Origin of the sequence: Streptomyces sp. NPDC005775 (genome assembly GCF_042871565.1) — a bacterium.
Taxonomy (GTDB): domain Bacteria; phylum Actinomycetota; class Actinomycetes; order Streptomycetales; family Streptomycetaceae; genus Streptomyces.
This window is the reverse complement of sequence record NZ_JBIAIU010000001.1, coordinates 34,521-55,959: the sequence shown is the minus strand read 5'-3', so window position 1 is coordinate 55,959 and position 21,439 is coordinate 34,521. Positions and strand designations below refer to the sequence as shown.

17 protein-coding genes are annotated in these 21,439 nt (G+C 69.5%); 6 read left to right on the top strand and 11 right to left on the bottom strand.

The features are described 5' to 3' along the window. Nucleotides 1-10: 10 nt before the first annotated feature. Entirely contained in the window at nt 11-616 is a 606-nt protein-coding gene (locus ACFYPA_RS00270; RefSeq protein WP_359080336.1) for a helix-turn-helix domain-containing protein, read from the bottom strand. A 114-nt stretch (nt 617-730) separates the two neighbouring features. On the opposite strand from ACFYPA_RS00270, the gene ACFYPA_RS00265 reads away from it, so the two are divergent. Together ACFYPA_RS00265 and ACFYPA_RS00260 are read left to right on the top strand one after the other, a co-directional pair. Next, the gene (locus ACFYPA_RS00265; protein ID WP_359080338.1) at nt 731-1,759 is read left to right on the top strand and encodes an aldo/keto reductase; all 1,029 of its coding nucleotides are present in this window, start codon (nt 731-733) and stop codon (nt 1,757-1,759) included. Between the two features lie 172 nt (nt 1,760-1,931). Continuing rightward, a complete protein-coding gene (locus ACFYPA_RS00260) occupies nt 1,932-3,473 on the top strand; it encodes an MFS transporter (protein ID WP_359080339.1) in 1,542 nt (513 codons plus the stop codon). A 133-nt stretch (nt 3,474-3,606) separates the two neighbouring features. On the opposite strand, the gene ACFYPA_RS00255 is transcribed toward ACFYPA_RS00260, so the two are convergent. The 4 genes from ACFYPA_RS00255 to ACFYPA_RS00240 form a co-directional block, all read right to left on the bottom strand. After that, nucleotides 3,607-4,812 (bottom strand): MFS transporter, encoded by a 1,206-nt coding sequence (locus tag ACFYPA_RS00255; RefSeq protein ID WP_359080500.1) that lies wholly within the window; start codon nt 4,810-4,812, stop codon nt 3,607-3,609. 138 nt (nt 4,813-4,950) lie between these two features. Further along, nucleotides 4,951-5,976 (bottom strand): alpha/beta hydrolase family protein, encoded by a 1,026-nt coding sequence (locus ACFYPA_RS00250; protein ID WP_359080341.1) that lies wholly within the window; start codon nt 5,974-5,976, stop codon nt 4,951-4,953. A gap of 82 nt (nt 5,977-6,058) precedes the next feature. Then, nucleotides 6,059-7,675, bottom strand: a complete 1,617-nt coding sequence (locus ACFYPA_RS00245) for a phosphodiester glycosidase family protein (RefSeq protein WP_359312281.1) — start codon at nt 7,673-7,675, stop codon at nt 6,059-6,061. A gap of 341 nt (nt 7,676-8,016) precedes the next feature. Further along, nucleotides 8,017-8,559 (bottom strand): hypothetical protein, encoded by a 543-nt coding sequence (locus tag ACFYPA_RS00240; protein ID WP_359312283.1) that lies wholly within the window; start codon nt 8,557-8,559, stop codon nt 8,017-8,019. A gap of 683 nt (nt 8,560-9,242) precedes the next feature. Here ACFYPA_RS00240 and rph point away from each other — a divergent pair. Continuing rightward, nucleotides 9,243-11,861, top strand: coding sequence for a rifamycin-inactivating phosphotransferase (gene rph / locus ACFYPA_RS00235; protein ID WP_359312286.1), 2,619 nt, complete (start codon nt 9,243-9,245; stop codon nt 11,859-11,861). A gap of 10 nt (nt 11,862-11,871) precedes the next feature. Here the strand turns inward: rph and ACFYPA_RS00230 are convergent, their stop codons facing one another. Both ACFYPA_RS00230 and ACFYPA_RS00225 read right to left on the bottom strand, forming a co-directional pair. Continuing rightward, on the bottom strand, nt 11,872-12,876 hold the full coding sequence (locus tag ACFYPA_RS00230) for a MerR family transcriptional regulator (protein WP_359312289.1): 1,005 nt from the start codon (nt 12,874-12,876) through the stop codon (nt 11,872-11,874). Nucleotides 12,877-12,879: 3 nt separating this feature from the next. Beyond that, nucleotides 12,880-13,551, bottom strand: a complete 672-nt coding sequence (locus tag ACFYPA_RS00225; RefSeq protein WP_359312292.1) for a HEAT repeat domain-containing protein — start codon at nt 13,549-13,551, stop codon at nt 12,880-12,882. A 114-nt stretch (nt 13,552-13,665) separates the two neighbouring features. Here ACFYPA_RS00225 and ACFYPA_RS00220 point away from each other — a divergent pair, with 114 nt between their 5' ends. Beyond that, on the top strand, nt 13,666-14,220 hold the full coding sequence (locus ACFYPA_RS00220) for a kinase (protein WP_359312424.1): 555 nt from the start codon (nt 13,666-13,668) through the stop codon (nt 14,218-14,220). A 319-nt stretch (nt 14,221-14,539) separates the two neighbouring features. Continuing rightward, entirely contained in the window at nt 14,540-14,788 is a 249-nt protein-coding gene (locus ACFYPA_RS00215; RefSeq protein ID WP_359080353.1) for a hypothetical protein, read from the top strand. 164 nt (nt 14,789-14,952) lie between these two features. Here ACFYPA_RS00215 and ACFYPA_RS00210 read toward each other — a convergent pair whose 3' ends face one another. Together ACFYPA_RS00210 and ACFYPA_RS00205 are read right to left on the bottom strand one after the other, a co-directional pair. Beyond that, entirely contained in the window at nt 14,953-18,066 is a 3,114-nt protein-coding gene (locus ACFYPA_RS00210) for a tetratricopeptide repeat protein (RefSeq protein ID WP_359312295.1), read from the bottom strand. 68 nt (nt 18,067-18,134) lie between these two features. Next, on the bottom strand, nt 18,135-18,467 hold the full coding sequence (locus ACFYPA_RS00205; RefSeq protein WP_359080358.1) for a trypco2 family protein: 333 nt from the start codon (nt 18,465-18,467) through the stop codon (nt 18,135-18,137). Between the two features lie 338 nt (nt 18,468-18,805). On the opposite strand from ACFYPA_RS00205, the gene ACFYPA_RS00200 reads away from it, so the two are divergent. Further along, nucleotides 18,806-18,961: a DUF6131 family protein gene (locus tag ACFYPA_RS00200; RefSeq protein WP_359080360.1), complete on the top strand. Its 156-nt coding sequence runs from the start codon at nt 18,806-18,808 to the stop codon at nt 18,959-18,961. Between the two features lie 445 nt (nt 18,962-19,406). Here ACFYPA_RS00200 and ACFYPA_RS00195 read toward each other — a convergent pair whose 3' ends face one another. Next, the gene (locus ACFYPA_RS00195; protein WP_359312297.1) at nt 19,407-20,423 is read right to left on the bottom strand and encodes a zinc-binding dehydrogenase; all 1,017 of its coding nucleotides are present in this window, start codon (nt 20,421-20,423) and stop codon (nt 19,407-19,409) included. A 47-nt stretch (nt 20,424-20,470) separates the two neighbouring features. Beyond that, nucleotides 20,471-20,860 (bottom strand): MerR family transcriptional regulator, encoded by a 390-nt coding sequence (locus tag ACFYPA_RS00190; protein ID WP_359080363.1) that lies wholly within the window; start codon nt 20,858-20,860, stop codon nt 20,471-20,473. Between the last annotated feature and the right edge of the window lie 579 nt (nt 20,861-21,439).

Below are 21,439 nucleotides of genomic sequence, written 5' to 3'. Positions count from 1 at the left end.
CGCGGGCCGGTCAGGCGCCCTCGCCGTCCATAGCAGCGGGGGGCGTGCCGTAACGGAGGCCGTTGACGAGCAGCGCGATCATGCGTTGCGTGTAGCCCTGGTCGTCGGGCGCGACGAGATCGCTGATGGCGCGCAGCAGGTCGTACGGGGGGATGTCGGCGCGGATCCCGCCGGATGCGGCTGCCGTGTCGAGCAGCTCCGTCACGACGGGCAGGAAGCGCTGCTGGAAGTAGGCGGGCAGGCTCTCGTAGGCGGGGTCGCCGGAGTGCAGAGCGGTCTTGAGGCCGCGTTTGGTCGCGACGAACTGCGCGAACCGCTGAAACCACAGAGTGAGCGCCTCGACCGGCTCGTGCTCCTCCGCGAGAGCGGGGGCCGCCTCGGCGCAGGCGTCGACCTCGTGGCGGAAGACGGCGGTGATGAGGTCGGAGCGCTGCGGGAAATGGCGGTAGAGGGTGCCCGCACCCACCCCGGCCCTCGCGGTGATCCGCCGCACAGGGGCGTCCACGCCGTCCGACGCGAAGACCTCGGCGGCTGCGGTCAGCAGGGCGTCCAGGTTGCGTTGGACGTCGGCTCGCACGCGGCGCGCGACCGGCTCCCCGGTGGGGCGATCAGACATGGAATGGTTTCCCTTTGCGCTCCGGAACGATGTTCCGTATTGTCATTGCTGAACGGTGTTCCGGTTTCATTCTAGCCGGACCCGCGACCGGCAGCCCATGCAGGGAGAAGACTCATGCAGTACCGCACACTGGGCCGGACCGGCATCAAGGTCAGCCCCTACTGTCTGGGCGCCATGATGTTCGGCGCCCTCGGCAACCCGGACCACGACGACTGCACGCGGATCGTCCACACCGCGCTGGACGCGGGCATCAACTTCGTCGACACCGCCGACGTCTACGGACGCGGTGAGTCCGAGGAGATCCTGGCCAAGGCGCTGAAGGGCCGCCGCGACAGCGTCGTCCTGGCGACCAAGGGGCACCTCTCGATGGGGGACGACCCCAACCAGCAGGGGGGTTCGCGGCGTTGGGTCATCCGGGCCGTGGAGGACTCGCTGCGACGCCTGGAAACCGACTACATCGACCTTTACCAGATGCACCGTCCCGACCCCGAAACGGACGTGGAGGAGACGCTCTCCGCGCTCACCGACCTCATGCGGGCGGGCAAGATCCGGGCCATCGGCTCCTCGACCACGCCCGCCGCCGACATCGTCGAGGCCCAGTGGGTCGCCGACCGGCGCGGCCTGCAGCGTTTCCGCACCGAGCAGCCGCCCTATTCGATCCTCGACCGCGGAATCGAACGCGATGTGCTGCCGGTGTGCGAGCAGTACGGCATGGGCGTCCTGGTCTGGAGTCCGCTGGCCCAGGGGATGCTCACCGGCCGTTACCGCAAGGGCGCGGCCCCGGACAGCCACCGGTCCCGCTTCGGCTTCAAGCACCTCAGCGACGAGCATCGGCTCGACGCCGTCGAGCAGATCGTCGCCCTCGCGGACGAGGCGGGCATCAGGATGTCGCACCTGGCGGTGGCCTTCGCGATCGCCCATCCCGGCGTCACTTCCGCGATCATCGGCCCGCGCACCATGGACCACCTCCAGGACCTCCTGGAGGGCATCGGCACCACGCTCGACGACGAGATCCTCGACCGGATCGACGCCATCGTGGCCCCCGGGACGGGTGTCGGCGCCCTCGACATGGCCTACGACCCGCCCGCCCTCACCGAGACCGCCCGCCGCCGTCGGCCCACCAGCACCCGCCACGCGGCCTGACCCCGCGCAGCGCGGAGCCTGCGGAAGCCGGCTCCGGAGGCAGCGCGGTTCTCTCCTCTTCACCCCGGAGCCTCGACCCGCGACTTCGGCTCCCGACTTCAGCCCCCAACCCCAGCCTCGAACTGCAGCCCCGCATCTCGTTCCCGAATTGAGTTCCGAAGTGGGTACCCCCATGTCCGAAACACTCATCTCCGCCGGCAGAGCCGACACCGGCCCCGACCCCAAGCGCTGGAAGGCGCTGATCTTCATAGCCCTGGCGCAGCTGATGGTCGTGCTCGACGCGACCATCGTGAACATCGCGCTGCCCTCGGCCCAGCAGGACCTCGGCATCTCGGACGGCAACCGGCAGTGGGTCATCACCGCCTACGCCCTGGCCTTCGGCGGCCTGCTGCTCTTCGGCGGCCGCATCGCCGACCTGTGGGGCCGGAAGCGGGCCTTCCTCGTCGGCCTGACCGGCTTCGCCACCGCCTCCGTGCTGGGCGGTGCCGCCCAGGGCGAGGCCATGATGCTCGGCGCCCGTGCGCTGCAGGGAGCGTTCGGCGCGCTGCTCGCTCCCGCCGCGCTCTCGCTGCTCGCGGTGACGTTCACCGAGGCCAGGGAGCGCGCCAAGGCGTTCGGTATCTACGGTGCGATCGCCGGTGGCGGCGGCGCCGTGGGCTTCATCCTCGGCGGCACCCTCACCGAGTACCTGAACTGGCGCTGGACCTTCTTCGTCAACGTTCCCTTCGCGATCGTCGCGGCCCTGGGTGCGTATTTCGTGATCCGGGAGCCGGCGGGTGGACGTAACCGCTCACCGCTCGACATTCCCGGCGTCGTGCTCTCGAGCCTCGGCCTGGTCTCCCTGGTCTACGGCTTCACGCACGCCGAGTCCGCAGGCTGGTCCGACGCATGGACGATCGGCATGTTCGTCGCCTCCGCGGTGCTGCTCGGCGCGTTCCTGGTCACGGAGGCGAACGTCAAGGCTCCGCTGCTGCCGCTGCGCGTGCCGGCCGACCGCAATCGCGGCGGTGTCTACCTCTCGCTCGGTCTCGCGGTCATCGCGATGTTCGGCACCTTCCTGTTCCTCACCTACTACCTGCAGGTCGTCCAGGGCTACTCGCCGATCAGAACCGGCCTGGCCTTCCTTCCCATGGTCGCCGGCATGATCACGGGCTCCACCCAGATCGGTGCCCGTCTGATGACGCGGGTGCCCCCGCGACTGCTCATGGGCCCGGGCTTCCTGGCGGCCGCGGCCGGAATGCTGTTCCTGACCCGGATGGACATCGGCAGCTCGTACGCCGGCGTGGTGCTGCCCGGGCTGCTGCTGCTCGGCCTGGGCATGGGCACGGCGTTCATGCCCGCGATGTCGCTCGCCACGCACGGCGTCGAGCCGCGTGACGCGGGTGTCGCCTCCGCGATGGTCAACACCTCGCAGCAGGTCGGCGGCGCCATCGGCACCGCGCTCCTGAACACCGTCGCGGCCTCGGCCACGACCGCCTACCTCACCGCGCATGCGGCAGGTGCGACGACTCCGGCAGCACAGAAGCTGCTCCGGGCACAGGCCATGGTGGACGGATACTCCAGCGCCACCTGGTGGGCGGTCGGCATCCTGGTGCTTGCCGCGGGCATCGCGCTGACCATGATCAAGGCCGGTCATCAGGGCGGCCCCACGGCCGCCTCGCGCGCCCCGGAGGATGCTCCGCAGGAGACCCGGATCCCCGTCGTCGCGCACTGAACCGCCGGACGTCCCCTGCAACCGGTAGGCCGCGGTCCGCATGCTGACCGCGGCCTACCGGCGCGTCGATCGCCGCCCCCGGTTTCGTACGAAACCGGCACAGGGGCAGCAGGTTCGGCCCGCCGGAACCCGGCTACGCCTGCGCCGGCGGTCTGAGCGCGGAGTAGGTTCCGGCGCCTGCCGCCAGCAGCATGACGCAACCAGTGAAGATCAGCCCGGCCTCGCGCAGACCCAGCCACGTGGCCAGAGCGCCGACCCCGACGACCGGTACCGAGATGCCCGTGTACGCGACGACGAAGAACGCCGAAATGGTGCCGCCCCGGTGCGCGGCCGGAGCGGCGTCACTGACCAGGGTGAGCGCCGCCCGAAAGGACAGGCCCTGGCCGGTTCCCCCGCACAGGGCGCCGAGGACGAGCAGCGGCAGGGACTCCGCGATCAGCGACGATGCCACCAACAGCAGACCGACGACGAGACAGCCGCACCCGAGCGGCAGCGCGAGGCGACTGCCGATGCGCCGGGTCATCGACTGTCCGGCAGTCGATGCCAGGAAGACGGAGAATACGACGGCTCCGGTCACCGCGAGATTGTCCACGCCGAGTGTCTGCGTGGCGAAGCTCGGTGCGACAGCTGTGAACAGCCCGAGCAGCGCGAAGCCGGCGAACGCTGCCAGCGAGGCGCGTGCGAACACACCCTTCACCTCCGCGGGCACCGCCACACCCTGAGGCTCCGGCCGAGGCCATCGCCGCGGGTGCGTCACCGTCTCCGGCAGACGCCAGGTGATCCCGCACGCCACGGTCACCAGGCCCAGGTGAACCCAGAACGGCAGCATCAGCGGCCACGGGGTGTACTCGGCGAGGAAGCCGGACAGCAGCGGCCCGCAGCCCAGCCCTCCCATGTTCGCGGCCGTGGCGGCGAACCCGGCGCGCGCCTTCTGCCCCGGGCGGGCGAGTTCCAGGACCGCAGCGGTCGCCGCTCCACTCAGCAGACCGGCCGCACCACCGGACAGCAGACGGCCGGCGAAGAGCAGCGGCAGCCCGCCCTCCAGCAGGAAGCATCCCGCGCTCGCCGCCGACAGCGCCATGGCGCAGAGCAGCACGGGCCTGCGACCGACCTTGTCCGAGTAGTTGCCGGCCACCATCAACACGGTGATCACCGCCAGCGCGTACACGGCGAACACGACGGTGACCATCAGCTCGGAAAAGCCGATCTGCTGCTGATAGAGCCCGTACAGGGGAGTGGGCAGCGTGGTGCCGGCCATCCCGATGGCGAACACCACAGCCGCGGCCAGGTAGCCGGGCCGCCGGCCACCGCCTGCTTTCACCGCACCCTCGTGAACCATCACCCGCGTCACCCTACGATCGGCCGCCCTCCCGGACCGCGCATGCGCGAGGCACTGCCGGGGCGAGTCGTGGCCGGCGGCGAGGACGGGCACGGACGCGCCCGCCCGCCCCGCGTCCTCACCGGGGCGCGTCGGTGCTCAGCGGCCGGTCCGCAGGGCGTCGAGCAGCATCGGCAGCGAGGAGTGCAACTCGCGCTCCCAGTACGCCCAGCGATGAGTGCCCGGTCCGTAGAAGTGGGTGACCAGGTGTCGTGCGCCCCGGCGTTCGAGTTCGCTCGCGAGGGCGTGGTTCTGCCGGTTGAAGTCGGCCTCGAGGGCGTTGGTGCTGCCGGGCGGGTCGAAGGGGCCGGCCGTGCCGTCCCCGCAGGACAGGTAGACCGGGATCGACTTGAGACGCTTGGCCAGGTGGTACGGGTCGTGGGCCTCCCAGACATCGCGTTGCGCGACCGGGTCGCCCCAGACCCTGAGCGGGTCGTTTCCCTGACCGGCGAAGTAGCCCATGATGCGGTTCACCGACTCGTCGTTGAGCAGTGGGTGCACGGAGCCGGAGTACGAGGCGGCGGCCTTGAACATCCCGGGGTGCCGGGCGGCGTACAGCATGGCGCCCTGGCCGCCCATCGAGAGGCCCGCCACGACGCGATTGCTGCTCGCACCCCAGCCGTGTTCCAGCAGGAGACGCAACTCCTTGGTGTGGAAGGTCTCCCACGCCGGGTCAGTGCTTTGGCCGTAGTTCCACCAGTCGCTGTACCAGCCGTTCCAGCCGGCCTCCGGCATGACCACGAGGACGTCGCGCAGGCTCTCGGTCCGCGCCACATCGGTCATGCTGGTCCACGACGTGTAGTCCCCGCAGCAGCCGTGCAGCAGCCAGAGGGTCGGCCAGCGCCGACTCCGGTCACCCGGATCCCAGCCGTCCGGCGTGAGCAGACGCACGTTCACCGTCCGGCCGCCGAGAGCCGGTGAGCGGACCGACAGGTCGACCTGACGGTCGGCGACCTGGGTGACCCCGACGACCTCGGCACCCCGAGACGAGCTGGGCCCGCCTCCTGCCCCGGCAGGTGACACGGTTGAGGCGGCGGCCGGCGTCGGCGGGTTCGACACCAGCGTGAACAGCAGCGCGCCCACAATCAAGAGGAGGCGGGCTCTTCGGGTCGGGACGGCGGTCATGGCGACTCCTGGCGGTGGGCGGCGAGCAGTGGGCAGTTGGGGGAGGGCGGTCGGGGGCCGGGGCCTTCTCGGCCCGGCCGGGTCAGCTCCGGTCGGGCAGTATCAGCAGTGCGTCGCCGACGGGGCGCTCACCCGCCGCATCGGAGGGGTCGTTGATGACGGCTCCGTCGACCACCATGGTCGTCGACCCACCGCCGTCGAGATTGACCGCGTCGCGCAGGCCGAGCGCCCTGGCCACGGCGGCGCTCTCGGGGATGCTCAGGCCGAGCGCGTCGGTGCTGCGTCCGTCGGCCGTGACCAGTACGGTCCTGCCGGCCGCGTCCACCCCGGCCAACGTGCGTGGATTGCGCTTGTGCATCCAGCCGTAGTAGAAGCTCGGGTTGCCGGGCTGCACCATCCCATCGGTGGCGGGCGTGATGTGCATGCGCCCGTCGCGTACCAGTTCGGGGCCGCCGTTGAGCATGCTGGTCGTCGGTGACGCCGCGACTTTCCGGCCCTTGCCGTCCCGCAGTGTCGTCTCCACGCGCAGGGGCCGGCCGGCCTGCGCCAGGGCGGTCAGCTCGGCGACGCGGCTGCCGGTCGCCTGCACGGTGCTGCCGCCGACCGGCAGCGGCCCACCGCGTGGTGACCGTAGGTCCACAACCCGGCCGGCAGCGTTCAGTACGGCCTCGATGCCCTCACCGCGCGGGGTCTGCAGGCCGTAGTCCGGCGTGAAGGCGACGAGTTCGTCATGGTCGGAGCAGGTCACGTCGTGCAGGGGCAGCGAGGTCGGAGTGTCGTCGGCAGTACCTCCGCAGTTCCTGATCAGGCCCGGAACACGGTCGACGCCGTCCAGGACCTGCGAGGCGCCACGGCCGACGACACGCCCCTCCCAGGTGAGCCGGGCGACCGTGCTGCGGCGGCCGGAGTCGCGTATCACCAGGCCGGGGCGCCCGTTGACCGGCTCGCTCAGCAGCCGGCCGTCGTAGACACCCACACCGGCAGGATCACCCGGTGCGCCGGCCTTCGAGTCGAGTACGAAGAACCCGGCGTTGATCCCCGCGGTCGCGCCGGCCGAGGCCGCCAGCTGACTGGTCTTCTCGCGGTTCTCCAGATCGGGACCGTAGGACGCACGGAGCTCGCCGCCGAACCGGGCCGGGTCAATGGTGAGCACGTCGATACGCCACGGTCCACGGTCCGCGGGGTCGCCGTCCCAGCCGGTGTACACGGCGGACCCGGCGTACCCCGCCTTCCTCAGCAGGGTGAGCTCGGCCGTCGCGGCGGACTGCGAGTCGAACCGCCCGACCCGGACCCGCCACCCGAGCGACCCGCCGGCATAGTCGGCGACGGCCGGCGTCATGACGTGCTCGGCCCGGGCGTCGAAGCCGACCCGTTCGGCATCGGCGGTCAGCTCGTCGGCGCTCGCCCGGTCCTTGAGCGCAGTCGGTGGCGCGTCGGGGTCCGGTGAGGTGGCGCCGCCCGGAATGGCGATCTCGACCGTCCATGCCAGCGCCGGAGCGTCGGCGCCGCGAACGATCCGCGTGAGGGTGACACCGGGCTGCAGCGTCCGCGTGCTGCGCGTCTCGGTCAAGTCGACGGCGCCCAGCGGCAGGGCGCGCACCGGCACCGGACGGGGCGCGGAGGAAGCAGGCGCAGGCGACGCGCCCACCGTGGCCAGGAGGGCCAAGCCTGTAGCCGCACCGAGGAACTTGCTGTTCATGTACCCCCCTGGGAAAGATCCGCCCAGCAAAGGTGCGTGCGACAGCGGCCACCAGTCAAGACGTGTTCACGTCAAAGGCGGTGTCGTTCGCCCCCTGGTCTTCCACAGGGGCTTCGTGCAGGCTGGGCTCGCTGACGGAGGATGCCGCCTGCCGACCTGCGGGGGTGAACGACTGTCAGGCGTACGAGTACGACGGCGTGAGCGATGAATCGGCGGCCCGCCCGGTCGACAGACCGTCTCCCGCGATCCGGCGTCTCCCGGGATCCGGCGAAGGGTGCACGGCCCCTGCCTCGTAATTGCCGGAGCAGGGACCACGCATCATTCGGGGAGGACCGACTCCGTCAGGAGCCGACCCGCTCGTACCGGAGAGACGTATAGCCCTGGTCGTCGGAGTAGATCTGGCCGATGGTCGCCGCCCCGACAGCATCGATCCGCCGGGCCTGCAGCCGGATCGTCGTGGCCTTGTCCACCTTGATCAGCTCGCTGATCGGTGCGGTCTGGTTGCCGCCCGCCTCGGAGTTGCCCGCGTTCGAGTCGATGATCTGGTTGACCAGTCGCTCACTGTCCGGCACAGCGGTGCCGGAGGTGACGTTCCACAGCCGAGCGGTGATGTAGGTGTTGATCGGGGGGAGCCCTTGGAGGCGTCCGCGGACATCCGCGTCGAGTTCGTAGGTGCCGTGCCTGGGAAGGGTGACCTCCAGGGGGGTGTCGGTCCAGGCACCGGCCGGCAGGTCGACCTGGGTGCGCAGGTGCTCGATTCCGGTGGCCGCCGATGGGGTGGGTGAACCCGCACGGGTGTCGCTCTGCGCCACGCCCGCGCCGGCTGCGCCAACGAGCAGTGCGGTCGCCGCGATGGCGCTGAAGCTGGTACGCCTGGTCAGCATGCTTTCTCCTGAACGTAGGTGGGTGAGAGGTTCCTCCACAAAGTTCGGAAGGCGCATATGACAGATAAAGCCGCTGAAGGAGTGACAGCAGATCCAGGGTGCCCCTTCGCGCGGCCACCGACAGCGGTGAGGGTGCCCTCGCGCCTTGAGCATCGGACGCGGGGAAGGTAAGGCCCGGGCAAGGGGTGTGGGTCGAGGGCTGCCTTGGCTGACGTGTCGTCTCCAGCGTGGACGCCGCCGCGCGTCACCGCTTCGCGCGACATCTGTCATCCCCGCGCCCGGCACAGCTACGACGCGGGCATGGGTACGGCACAAGGCGTAGGCAAGGAGATCGCTCTCCTTGCCTCTCCTAACGTATAGCGCACTGGGGGGCTTGCGGCAAGGCCCCGGTAGTGACGCAGAATCATCGGCCGAAGCCACAACCTGCGGAAATGAGGGCACGACGTGCGTGAGGCGGCGACGTATGGGGGAGACGGTGACGCCGCGGAAGTGGTGGGTGCGGCAGGGCGCTCGCGAGCCCTCCGGGCGATGTCGTGGGGAGAGCGCGCTGCCCGGGACGGCGGAGAGGGGAAACCGGTGACGCGTACGCGGCCGGCTGGAGGATCGACACAACTGGAGCCGCCGGTGACAGACGGCCCGGCAGGTGCAGTGCGACGGAAGACGACCGCCTCGGAGGCATCACGATGAACGAGCAGTATGTGCGGAACCTCCAAGAGGTTGATGAGACACAGGTAGCAGTCGTCGGTGGCAAGGGCGCTCACCTCGGCGATTTGTCGCGGATCGAAGGCATCCGGGTTCCGGTCGGCTTCTGTGTGACCACGGACGCCTTCCGCCGGGTCATGGAGCAAGCACCGTCGGTCGGTGACCGGATCGATCAGCTTTCGGGTCTGCACCCGGACGACCGGCAGACGATCCGCACGCTCAGTGCGCAGATCCGCCGGATCATCGAAGAGGTCACCATCCCGGGCGATCTCACGACGGAGATCACGCACGCACTCACCACACTCGGCGAGCACGCCGCCTACGCGGTCCGGTCCAGCGCGACGGCGGAGGATCTGCCGACGGCCTCCTTCGCCGGCCAGCAGGACACGTACCTGAACGTCGTGGGACCGGCGGCGATCCTCCGGCACGTCAGTCGGTGCTGGGCCTCACTGTTCACCGAGCGCGCGGTGACGTACCGTCAGCGAAACGGCATCGACCACCGTACGGTGCAGATGGCGGTGGTGGTGCAGCAGATGGTCTTCCCACACGCGGCCGGCATCCTGTTCACGGCCGACCCCGTCACGGGTAACCGCAAGGTTGCCACGGTGGACGCCGGCTTCGGCCTCGGTGAAGCGCTGGTCTCAGGACTGGTGAACCCGGATGTCTTCAAGGTGCGGGACGGCGTAGTCGTCGCCAGGACGATCGCTGCCAAACAGCTTGCCGTGCACGCCCTCCCGGGCGGCGGCACACAGGAGGTGGCGATCGATGCGCAGCGGCAGGACCAGCCCGCGCTGACCGATGCGCAGATCGTGCGGCTCGTGCGGCTCGGGCGACGGATCGAAGCACATTTCGGCCGCCCGCAGGACATCGAATGGTGCCTGGTCGATGACGGCTTCCAGATCGTTCAGAGCCGGCCGATCACCACGCTGTTTCCCATCCCCGTCCCCGAGACGGATGACCTGCAGAATCGCATCTACGTCTCCGTCGGGCATCAGCAGATGATGACCGACCCCATGAAGCCCCTCGGGTTCTCCATGTGGCAGTTGACGGCCATGGTGGCGATGCACGAAGCCGGAGGCAGGCTTTTCGTCGACGTCACCCAGCGCCTGGCCTCGCCCGCGAGCCGCGCCGGCCTGCTGGACCTCATGGGGAAGGGTGATCCGCTGGTCAGGGACGCTCTGGAGACCGCCCTCGACCGCGACGACTTCGTCGCCTCGCTCCCGGACACGGACACGGGTCCAGGCAAACCGCCGGCCGGCGGCGCGTCCGCCCCGATCCGGACCGATCCCGCCGTCGTCACCGAGCTGATCGAGCGCAGCCAGGCATCCGTCGCCGCTCTGGAGCGCGGCATCCGGACGAAGACCGGACCGGAGCTGTTCGACTTCCTGCTGGACGCCTTCGAGGAACACAGGCGGGCGCTCGGCGACCCGGCGAGCATGCAGGCGATCATGGCGGGGATGGAGGCCACGTGGTGGCTCAACGACAAGCTGCTGGAGTGGCTGGGCGAGAAGAACGCGGCCGACACGCTCACGCTGTCCGCCCCCGACAACGTCACGTCGGAGATGGGACTGGATCTGCTCGCCGTCGCGGACACGATCCGCCCGTATCCGGAGCTGATCGCATTCCTCCAAGGTGTCGAGTACGCCCGGGATGAAGCCTTCCTGGACGAGCTGTCGAAACTGACGGGCGGGACCGAAGCCCGCCGCGCCATCGAGACCTACCTCCACCGGTACGGCATGCGCTGCGTGGGCGAGATCGACATCACGAGGCCGCGTTGGGGCGAGCGCCCCAGCACACTCGTTCCCGCGATTCTCGACAACATCAGGAACTTCGAGCCGGGCGCTGCCGAGCGTCGCTTCGAACAAGGCCGGCAGAAGGCGCGGAAGAAGGAACAGGAAGTGCTGTCACGTCTGCGGGCCCTGCCGGACGGGGAACGCAAGGCCGACGAGACCAAGCGGATGATCGACCGGGTGAGAACCTTCATCGGATACCGGGAGTACCCGAAGTACGCCATCGTCAGCCGCTACTTCGTCTACAAGCGGGCCCTGATGGGCGAGGCCGAGCGCCTCGTCCGGGCCGGCGTACTCCCCGAGAAGGAGGACGTCTTCTACCTCACGTTCCAGGAGTTCCACGACGCCACACGTTCCCACCAGGTGGATGACCGGCTCATCCAGGAGCGCAAGGACGCGTTCAGGTCGTACCAAGCGCTCACACCGCCCCGGGTGCTCACATCGGACGGCGAGGCCGTCACCGGCGCGTACCGGCGCGACGACGTACCGGCCGGCGCCCTGACCGGTCTTCCGGTCTCCACCGGGACCGTCGAGGGACGGGCCCGCGTGATCCTAGACATGGCGGAGGCCGACCTCGAAGCGGGCGACATCCTCGTCACGTCCTTCACGGACCCGAGCTGGTCACCGTTGTTCGTCGGGATCGCAGGCCTGGTCACAGAGGTGGGCGGCATGATGACCCATGGTGCGGTGATCGCCCGGGAGTACGGCCTGCCTACGGTAGTGGGCGTGGAGCGCGCCACCCGGCTGATCCGGGACGGGCAGCGGATTCGTGTGCACGGAACGGACGGGTACGTCGAACTCCTGTCCTGACCGACCCGCATCACCGCGCGTCGCGTAGCTGGAGAAGGTACGCCGCGGTCACTGCGACAGCGCGGTCCTCGTCCTGCGACAGCTCGACGAGGGCACGCGCCGCCGCCGCCCCGGGGACGGCGGCCAGCGCCTGCGTCAGTCGTCCCCGGGCAGGCGCTGTGGTGGCCTCGGCGGCGAGGCGGGCGACGAGCCCGGTGGCGATCCGATCCGCCCTCGCGGTGTCGCTCGCCAGCACGCTCAGCACGTCCGCGGCATCGGTGTCGTTCCGTCCTTCGACGATCATTTCGATGAGGGTCGGGACCGCGTCGGCCTCCGCGCGTGTCCCGAGGGCCAGAGCCGCGTACCCGCGGACCACGAGGTCGGGGCTCGTCAAGGCCTGACGCAGTTCCGCGGCCGCCTCGTCACCGGGCATCTCGGCGAGCGACCGAACGGCACGTTCCCGTACGGCGGCCACCGTCGAATCGAGACCTCGCGCGAGCAGCGCAGGGCCGCCGTCGCCCGATCGCGCCAAAGCCCACCGAAGGGCTCCGCCGACGTTCGGGTCGGTCTCGCTCAGTGCCGCCTCCACGAGGGCCTCCACCGGCACCGGAACGTCGTCGACCGAGGCGAGGGCCGCGCGTTGGCGGGCGTCAGCATTCTTCGAGCCCAGCGCCTGGAGGAGCGCGACGACGTGGAGGACGTCCTCCCAGCGGGCAGGCTCCGCCGCGTCGATCCGGCGCAGCCGCGTGAGCAGCTCCGTCTCGGCCGCGATGCGTTCGTGCGTCTGGCGGACGAGGTCGCCGACGAGGGTCGACGGAGTGAAGCCGGGATCGTCGAGAGCGCGTCCGATCTCACGCAGCGACAGGCCCAGCGACCGCAAACTCTCGATGTGGAAGATGCGCCGGATGTCCTGCGCGGAATACTCCCGATAGCCGGACCCCGTACGACCGCACGGCCGCACCAGACCGAGCGACTCGTAATGCCGGAGCATGCGGGCGCTGACTCCGGACCTTCTCGCCACCTCACCGATCAACACGCTCTATCGTCCCTCCTGACCGGGCCCGCCGAGGGCCACGACGCGCTTCGCCTCCTCGATCGCGCACTCGAACGCGGTGTCCGGGTCGTGCAGCAGGCGCTGCGTGGCGAGCGCGTGTACGCGCGCACGCGGATCGCGACCCGCCGCCGCAGCATGCAGGGCCGGCCCGCCGGCCTCACCCAGTGCGACCAGCGCGCGGCTGAGACTCACCTGCGTGTCCCGCTCACCGCGTCCGAGTTGCGTCGCCAGCGTCCCGGCCAGGACGGACTCCTCACCTTCCGGCACGAGCACGACCGCCGCCCGCCAGGCGGCCCGCGCCACCTCGGGGTCGGCGTCGGACAGCACGGCGCGTGTGATGGCCGGCCAAGCCCGCCGGTCCCCGATCTTGGACAGGGAGTGCAGTGCCTGACTCCGAGCCTGCGCATGCTCCGAGCGGACTTCGCGGACCAGCCGGGGGAGCGTCATGGACACCGGATGGCGGGTGAGTGCCCAGGTCAGCATGTCGCGAACGAAGAAGTCGGGCTCCACTCCGCAGCACTCGACGAGCCTGTCGACGAAGCGCGGATCGGGCGTCGAACCGACTGCCAGAGCAGCCTGCAGCCGCACGGATGAACGGCCGTCCTCCAGCCCCTGCAGCGCCCGCGTCGTATCCGCGCTCTGTCCCGTGATCGTCATCTCGACCACCTCCTTGGCAAGCAGTGAAGGGCCTGTCACTGTGTCAAGGTCAAACAGAGCCGGTTGGGGCCACTGATCACATACGCTCCCGAGCGGCGCGAAGCCCCCGGTAAAATGACGCGGATGATGGTGGGAACCGAGGGGACTCGGCTTGTTTTCCTGCGTGGGAACAGCGCTTCGGGCAAGTCGGCGATCGCTGCCGGGGTACGGGAACGGTTCGGCCGCGGCCTGGCCCTGGTCGCCCAGGACAACCTCCGTCGGATCGTCCTTCGCGAACACGACCGCCCCGGCGGCGTGAACATCGGTCTGATCGACACCGTCGCGCGCTACAGCCTCGATGCCGGGTATCACGTCGTCCTCGAAGGCATCCTGTACGCGGACCGCTATGGGCAGATGCTCCAGGAGTTGCGCGCCGACCATCGTGGTCGTACCCACTGCTACTACTTGGACGTGCCCTTCGAAGAAACCGTGGCCAGACATGCGACGAAGCCCATCGCAGGCGAGGTCGGCGAGAGCCAGTTGCGCGAGTGGTACCGGCCGCTGGACCTTCTGCAGGGCGGCATCGAGACCGTCATCGACGCGGACAGCACCCTGGCGCACACAGTCGACCGGATCATGCACGACACCGACCTCGCCACGCTTTCCGCGGCGGCACGCACACATCGGTGAGGAGCCAATCCACGTTTCCCTTTGGCCGGCACCTCATGAGCGCACCGCGAGAAGGAACCGCAGCTGCGGGCCCAACCGCCCCGCTCTACGGTGCACCGGACCCGGACAGACTGCTCATGCCGCCCTCACCGATGCCCGGCCACGACGGGTGGCCGCGGCGCCACCGACCGCCCTCCCTCGTACCGCTCCCGGGGCACGCCATCCGCCAGGAGGCGTACCGGCCCGCAGCAACTGTCCGAATTCCGGGACTTGTTCCGCGACCTCTGACATAAAATCCAGAGGTCGGGCACGAACCGCGCAGGTCTCACGAGGAGGACATGTGCAACGGATCGTCAGGTGGAACGCGGGACTGTCCGGCAACAGGTGGGAGTTGCCCGGCGATCTCTGGAACGACCTCGACTACGGGCACGTCGGCTACTTCGACCTGACCGCCGAGAATCTGGGCAAGGTCTCCCCGGAACTGCGAACAGCCCTGACGAACGACGGTCGGGTCGGGCGGATCACCGATCACAGCTTTGTCGTTGAGGGTGCCCACCGGATCTTCACCTTTGTGGTCTCGTTCGACTGACCGTGCCGCTACGGCACGGCCTGCGGGCAGGGAAACACATGGCTCAGCCGACTCCGCGACGAGCGCGGCAGCGAGGTCGGTGCACCAACTCCCGCTGCTGACAGAAGTCAGACAGGGGCGCCGCCCGAGCGGCATGCCCCCACCTCTGTGAGTGGCGGCCACGGCTACACCTCGCTGTGTGGGCCATCGCGTTTTCCTAGTGCGGCCGCCTCGGCCTCGGCCGCCGTTGCCTCGGCGTGGCGTCCGAGTGTCGCCAGGTGGCCCGCCTGCTTACGCAAGGCCTTGGCGAGGACAGGAACGTAGATACCGGGCTGGTCGGCAGCCAGGCGGCGCCTGATGGTGACGGCTTCGGTGATGGCCGACACTGCCTCCTCATAGCGACCCAGGGCGGATAACCGGGTCGAAAGGTTGCTCAGGCAGGTAGCGAGGTGAGGCTCGTGCACCGCGGGCCTGGCGGCGGTGAGGCGGCGCCGGATCGCCACCGCCTCGACGATCGCCGCGAGGGCCTCTTCGCGGCGATCCATCCTGCCCCGGCGGACGGCCAGGTTGTTGAGGCTGAAGGCCAGGGCGGGGAGAGTGGCGTCCGGCACCCTGTCGGCGAGCCGCCGGCGGATCTCCACGGCCTCCTCCGAGGCGACCAGAGCCTCCTCGTGGCAGGCCGCAGCCACCAGGCGCGTCGACAGATTGGTGAGGTTGACGGAAAGGGCGAACCAGTGCAGCTCCGGCTCGACGGCGACGAGCTCGCGGCGGATCGCGACCGCCTCGCGCATCGCGTCCAGCGCCGGCGCCGTCCGTCCAACCCCTCCGAGCCGGAGCGAGAGGTTGTTGAGGCTCTTGGCGAGATCGTTGCGGTAGAGGTCGGGCCGTTCAGCGGCCAGTTCGGCGCGGATCTCCACGGCTTCCTGAATCGCGGCCAGTGACTCCTCCTGCTGCCCCAGTGCGGCCATGCGCAGGCTCAGTCCATTGACGCTCTCCGCAAGGTGCGCCCGGTCCCCGAGCGCGGGCGGGGCCCCCCGCGCGCACAGCTCCCGCCAGATGGCCACCGCTTCCCGACTGGCCTCCAGTCCCTCCTCGTACCTGCGCAGCGCCCCGAGCCGGTACGAGGCGCGGTCCAGGGCGCGGGCGTACGAAACCGGCCGGTCGCGGCCGTCGGCGTGGTCGCGGTGGTGCTGTACCAGCCGGAGCAGCAGCTGGGCGGCGACCCCGGCGAGGTTGTGGCTGTGCGGCGGCAGACGGTCGACCAGATCCTCCAGGAGGGTGCCGGAGGTGGCAGGGTCGTCCGAAACGCGCCGCAGGGCCTCGACCAGCGGCTCTGGATTCTCGGTGCGGATGACGACCTCGACGGCCGGCACGGCGAGCAGGTCTGGGTGCGCGGTGCACAGAGCGGTCAGATCGGGACCGAGCCGGTGGCACAGGTCGGGCTGGAGGGCCGCCCGGGACAGGACGGTGAGCAGTCGTCTGATCTGGGCCGGGCCGGACCCGGGCAGCAGAACCTCCGACAGGCGCGGTTGGCCGTGCAGGTGCCGCCCGAGGAAGCGCTCGGCGAGCCGGTCGGGATGGAGCCCGTCCCACACGCGGGCGTCGTCCGGCGGATACAGGGCGCGGATCCAGGCGCGCACGGCCCCGCGGCGGTCGAGGGGCTGGTCGGACAGGTTCGGCACCCTCGCCAGGAGCGCGTCCGCCTCTGGCCCGTCGTCAGCCCCGCACAGGAAAGCGGCGGCCAGAGCGTCGACGAGGGTGCCCATGGAGAGCTGCGGATGGAGGTGACGGGCGGTCGCGGCGGCCTTCCAGTAGCGGCGCTCGTGGACCAGCAACCGGTCTTCGACGGTGCCGGCACCGTTCAGAACCGCCATGTCCGCGTAGCCGTCTGCGTCCGGCCCGCCGGGGCTCATCTTGGTGGCCGCGTCGAGAAGGTCCGCCAGCACAGTCATGTGCAGGGTGAGGGCGCTCGCCAGACCGATCCCGTCCAGCGCCGGCACGGACAAGCTCGCGGCAAGCGCGGGCCAGGGGTAGTGCTGCCAGCGCTGCACACCCCGTAACTCGGCGGCGAACCCGTTCGCCGCCTCGCGGTAGGCAGCCTCCCGGTCGCCGGATTCGGGCTCGAGCGGAGTCAGCGCAGTCACCGACGCTCCGTCGAGCAGATCCTCGGCCTCGAAGGTGTCGCCGCGCAGATCGTCCCACCAGTCCTCGGAGGTCCGGGCCAGCAGGATCAGCTTGATTCGGACCGCTCCATCGGTTCTGGCCAACAGCCTCAGCAATGCGGTCAGTTGACCGGGACGTGTCTCGGCATAGTCGACGATCACCAGAGTGGGGACCGCGGCCGACGCGAGTACGGCCAAGTCCGCGGCCGAGGCGTCGGCGCGTAGCCACAGCGTGGCCCACCGGGGCACGCCCTGATCGAGTCCGGTGGCGAGTTGATGGGCGAGACGTGTCTTGCCCTGTCCGGCCGGACCGTGCACCAGCCAGACACCGAACCCCGGCGTGTCGCACCAGGCGCGCATCCGGCTCAGCAAATCCCCCCTGCCCCGGAACGGCACCACGGCCCGCCGGGCCCGCAGCAGCACGGCCGGGGAGGTCAGGACCTCCGTTGCGGGACGGGCTCCGTTGCTGTCGGCCAGACACTGCCACTCGACCGGCCCGAGCGGTTCCCCGCCGCCCGGCACAGCTCCGTACTCGGCCAAGGCCGCTCGAAAGGCCGGGTCGTGGTGGAGGACGTAGGCGGGTACGACACCGAGGCCGGCGTGTCCGAATCCGGCGAGGTCGGCGGCGACGACTCCGGTGAGCAAGCCGCCGCTGAAGACTGCGGCGCCGGACAATCCGCCCCAGGGGGAAGTACCGTCGGCCGTCGGCGCGGGCACCTCGCGCAACGTGACGACATACCGATTGTCGGCCCGGCCGGTCAGCGGATTGAGGGTGCCGGTCGCTTGCCACACCTCGCGGGGACCGTCAGGACGCTGGATGACCCAGGGCGTCCCGGCGAGCTCGCAGGGCGTACCCGGCCGGTCGGTCACCAGCCGCCCCCAGCCGGGCGCGACGCCCTCCGGCGGCACCCAGGCCGGATCGGTGACGGACAGCAGAGCCGCATCGTCCCGGCCCCCCGAAGCGCCGCGCCAGACCACGGCTGCTCGGCAGCTTGCCCCGTCGCCCGGCCTGAACACCTCGGTCTCCGTAGCGCCCTGGACGACGTGCGCCGACGCCAGCACCAGTCGGGGCGCGATCACGTACCCCGAGCCCCGCCCGCCCGAGCCCTCCACGGCCACCACTCGCTGACGGTGCATCGGCCCCCCCTGGCTAACGCTGAGCAGGCGGTACGGAGCGACTCCCGAGCCGGCCCTCGATCTGCGGATCAGTCCGGGATGCGGTCTGCCGTGTTCCCGGGACCGGCGGGCCACTCGGTGCCACCGCTGACGAGCAGGTCACCGCCGGTGGCCTTGCGCGGTGTCAGCGTGAACGACACGCGATGCGTGCGGCCCCGGGAGACCCCCGCCTCGGCCTCCGCTCCGACCGCCCAGAGCCGGAAGCCCGCTTTCGCCTTCGCGTCCGCCCGGATCTCCACTTCGAACTCCATCTCCACGGGCCCGACCGCGAAGACGAGCCCGGGGTGGCTGCCGCCCACCCCGGCTGCCTCGATCAGTTCGTCGCGTACTGCGGCGACCGCCTCCACCAAGGGAATGTCCACCGGACCCCGTTCCTCTCGCCCCGCCCCGGACTTCGCCGACACCACGGTAGAGCCGTTCTGCGCTTGGCGCAGACGAATCGGGCACTCGCGAGCGGACGTGGTTGCCGCCGCTGCCTCGATCATCACGGGCAGCAGAGGCCACCAAGGACATGAGCTCTCGACCACAATGGGGTGGGAGGAAGACACGTCGTGCGTGCGCTAGCAATACCTCAAACACGGTGCGCTGCGGCAAGCAGTCGGTTTACGGATGATTTTCCTCCAAGGAGCGGTAAGAGCGGTGTAAGATTAATCCAGCGGGAACCGCCATCGGCACTACTCCTGCGAGATCGGAGGGCGTCATGATCGTCCTCGGAGTCATCCTCTTGGTCATCGGCCTCGTGGCTGGCATCGGCATTCTCTGGACCATTGGAATTGTTCTGCTGGTAATCGGCGTCGTCCTCTGGATCCTCGGATCTGTGGGACATGCGGTGGGTGGGCGACGGCACTACTGGTAACGCTCCCGCGATTCAGAGGCGCAGAGGCAGGGAGGCGCCCCCTCCGTGCCCATGGCGAGTGCGGATGTGGTCGATCGCGCCGAGATCAGACGGACCTCACCAGCGGAACGATGCCTCAGGTGCAGGAGCCGTGAGCGTAATTACCCGCTGGAGATCTACTTGTGGGGCCATCGATCGGTGACGCACCTTTGAACTGGGATTCATTCCAAGCGGAGTGTTAGCGCTCGCTGGTCGCCTCCTTGAGCCAACAGAAATCGCCTTGCCGTCATTCGGATTGACGGATTCTTCCGCATTGGGAGCGCACATGGAGAAGGCCATTTCTTCCGTCATGCGGGCGGTCAGTCGTCGGCCGTTGCGAGGGCGATCGGGCGGTTATGACAGCACTGTACGAGTCGCAGCCCGATAGGGAGAGCGGAGCATGGTGACGCGGCGCGGGTAGGCGCTCCTAACGCCACGGATCGAGTGCATGCTTACCGCTCGTCTGGCCGGCTTCGAGTTGCCGCAGAACCAATGCCCCGTCAGCCAGGGGGTGAACCTGAGGGGCACCGGGCGGGTACACGCCGTGGGCGATGAGCGCATCGATCTCGACGAGCAGCGCTTGATAGACAGACGGCACCGCGACCGCCAACGCCCCGATATGCAAGCCTTTGACTTGAACCTGGTGAGTGAAGATCAGGTCGCGCGTGGTGAGTGTGGCGTCGCCTGACGCAGCGCCGAAAACGACGATCCGCCCGGTAAAGGCTTTGGTGACTGACAGGCTGGCCTTGAACGTTGCCTGACCCACCGATTCCAGGGTCAGGTCGACCCCGCCGGTCAGGCGCGTGATTTCCGCGGCGAGATCAGGACGCCGACTGTCCAGCACCTCGTCGGCGCCGAGCGCTCTGACGGTGTCGTGCTTCGCCGGTGACGCCGTGGCGATCACGCGCGCTCCGTAGTGGAGGGCCAGGCGGACGGCAGCCTGCCCCACGCCCCCGGCGGCGGCATGGATGAGGACTACCTCACCCGTCTTGATTTCGCCCAGTGGCCTCAGTGCCGCCAGGGCGGTGGCCCAGTTCAACACGAGGCCGAGTGCCGCGGCGTCGCTCCAGCCGGCAGGCACGGGAAGCACGCCCGCGGCCGGCATCGTCATGTACTGCGCGAAGGCCCCCGGGCCTGCTCCGACGACGCGGGTGCCGAGGGGCAGCGGACTCTCGATGTCCGGGCCGACATCCACGAGCTCGCCGGCGGCCTCGAAGCCGGCAACATACGGGGCTTGCGGGCCTCCTCCGTACGTTCCGTGGGTCTGTGTGACGTCGGCGAAGTTGACCCCGGCAGCGCCCACGCGGATCAAGTACTCGCCGGGCCCCGGGGTCGGGCGGCGCAGATCGGTTGTGAGGGTCAGGTTCTTCGGCCCCCGGTGTGACCGCTGCACCAGGGCTCGCATCGTGGGCTCAGCGGTGCTTTGCTGCTCGTTGATCTCCATGCACCGAAGGTATGAACCTGACACTTGTGTGAAGGTCAAGGGGGCGGTCAGAGATCAGCACGGCGGGACTCCCGCAGGTAGGCATCGAGTGCTGCCTGCTGATCGTTGAGAAGCGCGATACGTGCAGCGAGCCGATCGCGGAACCCCTGCACTTCGTGCAGGAATTCCTCGCACACCGCATCTGTGCTGACATCGGATCCGTCGGTGAGACGGGGCAGGAGTTCACGGATCAGTCGCACCGGCAGCCCGGACTCCAGCAGCGAACGGATGACGAGCACCCGGTCGATCGTGGTCCGGCAGTAGTCGCGGAAGCCATTGCTCAATCGGCCAGGGACGATCAATCCCTCGTCCTCGTAGTGTCGTAACGATCTCGCACTCACACCGCTGGCCCTGGAAGCTTCGCTGATCTGCATACCGAAGACAACGCTCAGAAGCATGGCGATCTTCCGCCACTCAGCCGTGCGACGCGTTGTTGGCTCTGCCCAGTGTCTGATGTGCTCTGATGCGGCGCTGACTCTACGATCCGAGCAGCCAGCGCCAGGTGGACGCTCAACCGCTGCTGAAGCTCGGCCCTGGCGCAGATCTTGGGGAGCCGTCGCGGAGCGTGACACCTCACCACGCGGCTCGACCGCGCCTTGGAAGGGGTGGGACTCGCCCTGGCGGGGCGGGCCGGCGGCCGGCGGCCCAGCTCGGCTTCGGTGCCGGGCGGATGACCTTGTTACGCCATGCTCCGGGACCTCGACGCCGTAACAGCCGGCCTCGCCCTCGACTGGAGCTCCGGCAGCATCGAGGGCGCCGTCAACCGCATCTAGAAGAAGAGGCAGCTCTACGGCCGAGCCGGATTCGAACTACTCCGCAAAATGATCTTGCTCCAGTAGTTCCTCGCGCCAATGCAGCTCTGCTGCTGGTCGGCACCTTCGAGGTCAGAGCTCGGTCGTCCAGACCCGCCACGGTACTCACTCGGTGCCAGCCACAGCTCAGGCTGCGACTTTCAGCTCTTCGGGCAAAAGTACGCT

Bases quoted from the DNA above. Each gene is read 5' to 3' on its own strand.
- ACFYPA_RS00190 (WP_359080363.1), bottom strand. From the start codon at position 20,860: ATGCTTCTGAGCGTTGTCTTCGGTATGCAGATCAGCGAAGCTTCCAGG.
- ACFYPA_RS00260 (WP_359080339.1), top strand. From the start codon at position 1,932: ATGTCCGAAACACTCATCTCCGCCGGCAGAGCCGACACCGGCCCCGAC.
- rph (WP_359312286.1), top strand. From the start codon at position 9,243: ATGAACGAGCAGTATGTGCGGAACCTCCAAGAGGTTGATGAGACACAG.
- ACFYPA_RS00250 (WP_359080341.1), bottom strand. From the start codon at position 5,976: ATGACCGCCGTCCCGACCCGAAGAGCCCGCCTCCTCTTGATTGTGGGC.
- ACFYPA_RS00220 (WP_359312424.1), top strand. From the start codon at position 13,666: ATGACGCGGATGATGGTGGGAACCGAGGGGACTCGGCTTGTTTTCCTG.
- ACFYPA_RS00200 (WP_359080360.1), top strand. From the start codon at position 18,806: ATGATCGTCCTCGGAGTCATCCTCTTGGTCATCGGCCTCGTGGCTGGC.
- ACFYPA_RS00195 (WP_359312297.1), bottom strand. From the start codon at position 20,423: ATGGAGATCAACGAGCAGCAAAGCACCGCTGAGCCCACGATGCGAGCC.
- ACFYPA_RS00210 (WP_359312295.1), bottom strand. From the start codon at position 18,066: ATGCACCGTCAGCGAGTGGTGGCCGTGGAGGGCTCGGGCGGGCGGGGC.
- ACFYPA_RS00255 (WP_359080500.1), bottom strand. From the start codon at position 4,812: ATGGTTCACGAGGGTGCGGTGAAAGCAGGCGGTGGCCGGCGGCCCGGC.
- ACFYPA_RS00270 (WP_359080336.1), bottom strand. From the start codon at position 616: ATGTCTGATCGCCCCACCGGGGAGCCGGTCGCGCGCCGCGTGCGAGCC.
- ACFYPA_RS00225 (WP_359312292.1), bottom strand. From the start codon at position 13,551: ATGACGATCACGGGACAGAGCGCGGATACGACGCGGGCGCTGCAGGGG.
- ACFYPA_RS00240 (WP_359312283.1), bottom strand. From the start codon at position 8,559: ATGCTGACCAGGCGTACCAGCTTCAGCGCCATCGCGGCGACCGCACTG.
- ACFYPA_RS00265 (WP_359080338.1), top strand. From the start codon at position 731: ATGCAGTACCGCACACTGGGCCGGACCGGCATCAAGGTCAGCCCCTAC.
- ACFYPA_RS00245 (WP_359312281.1), bottom strand. From the start codon at position 7,675: ATGAACAGCAAGTTCCTCGGTGCGGCTACAGGCTTGGCCCTCCTGGCC.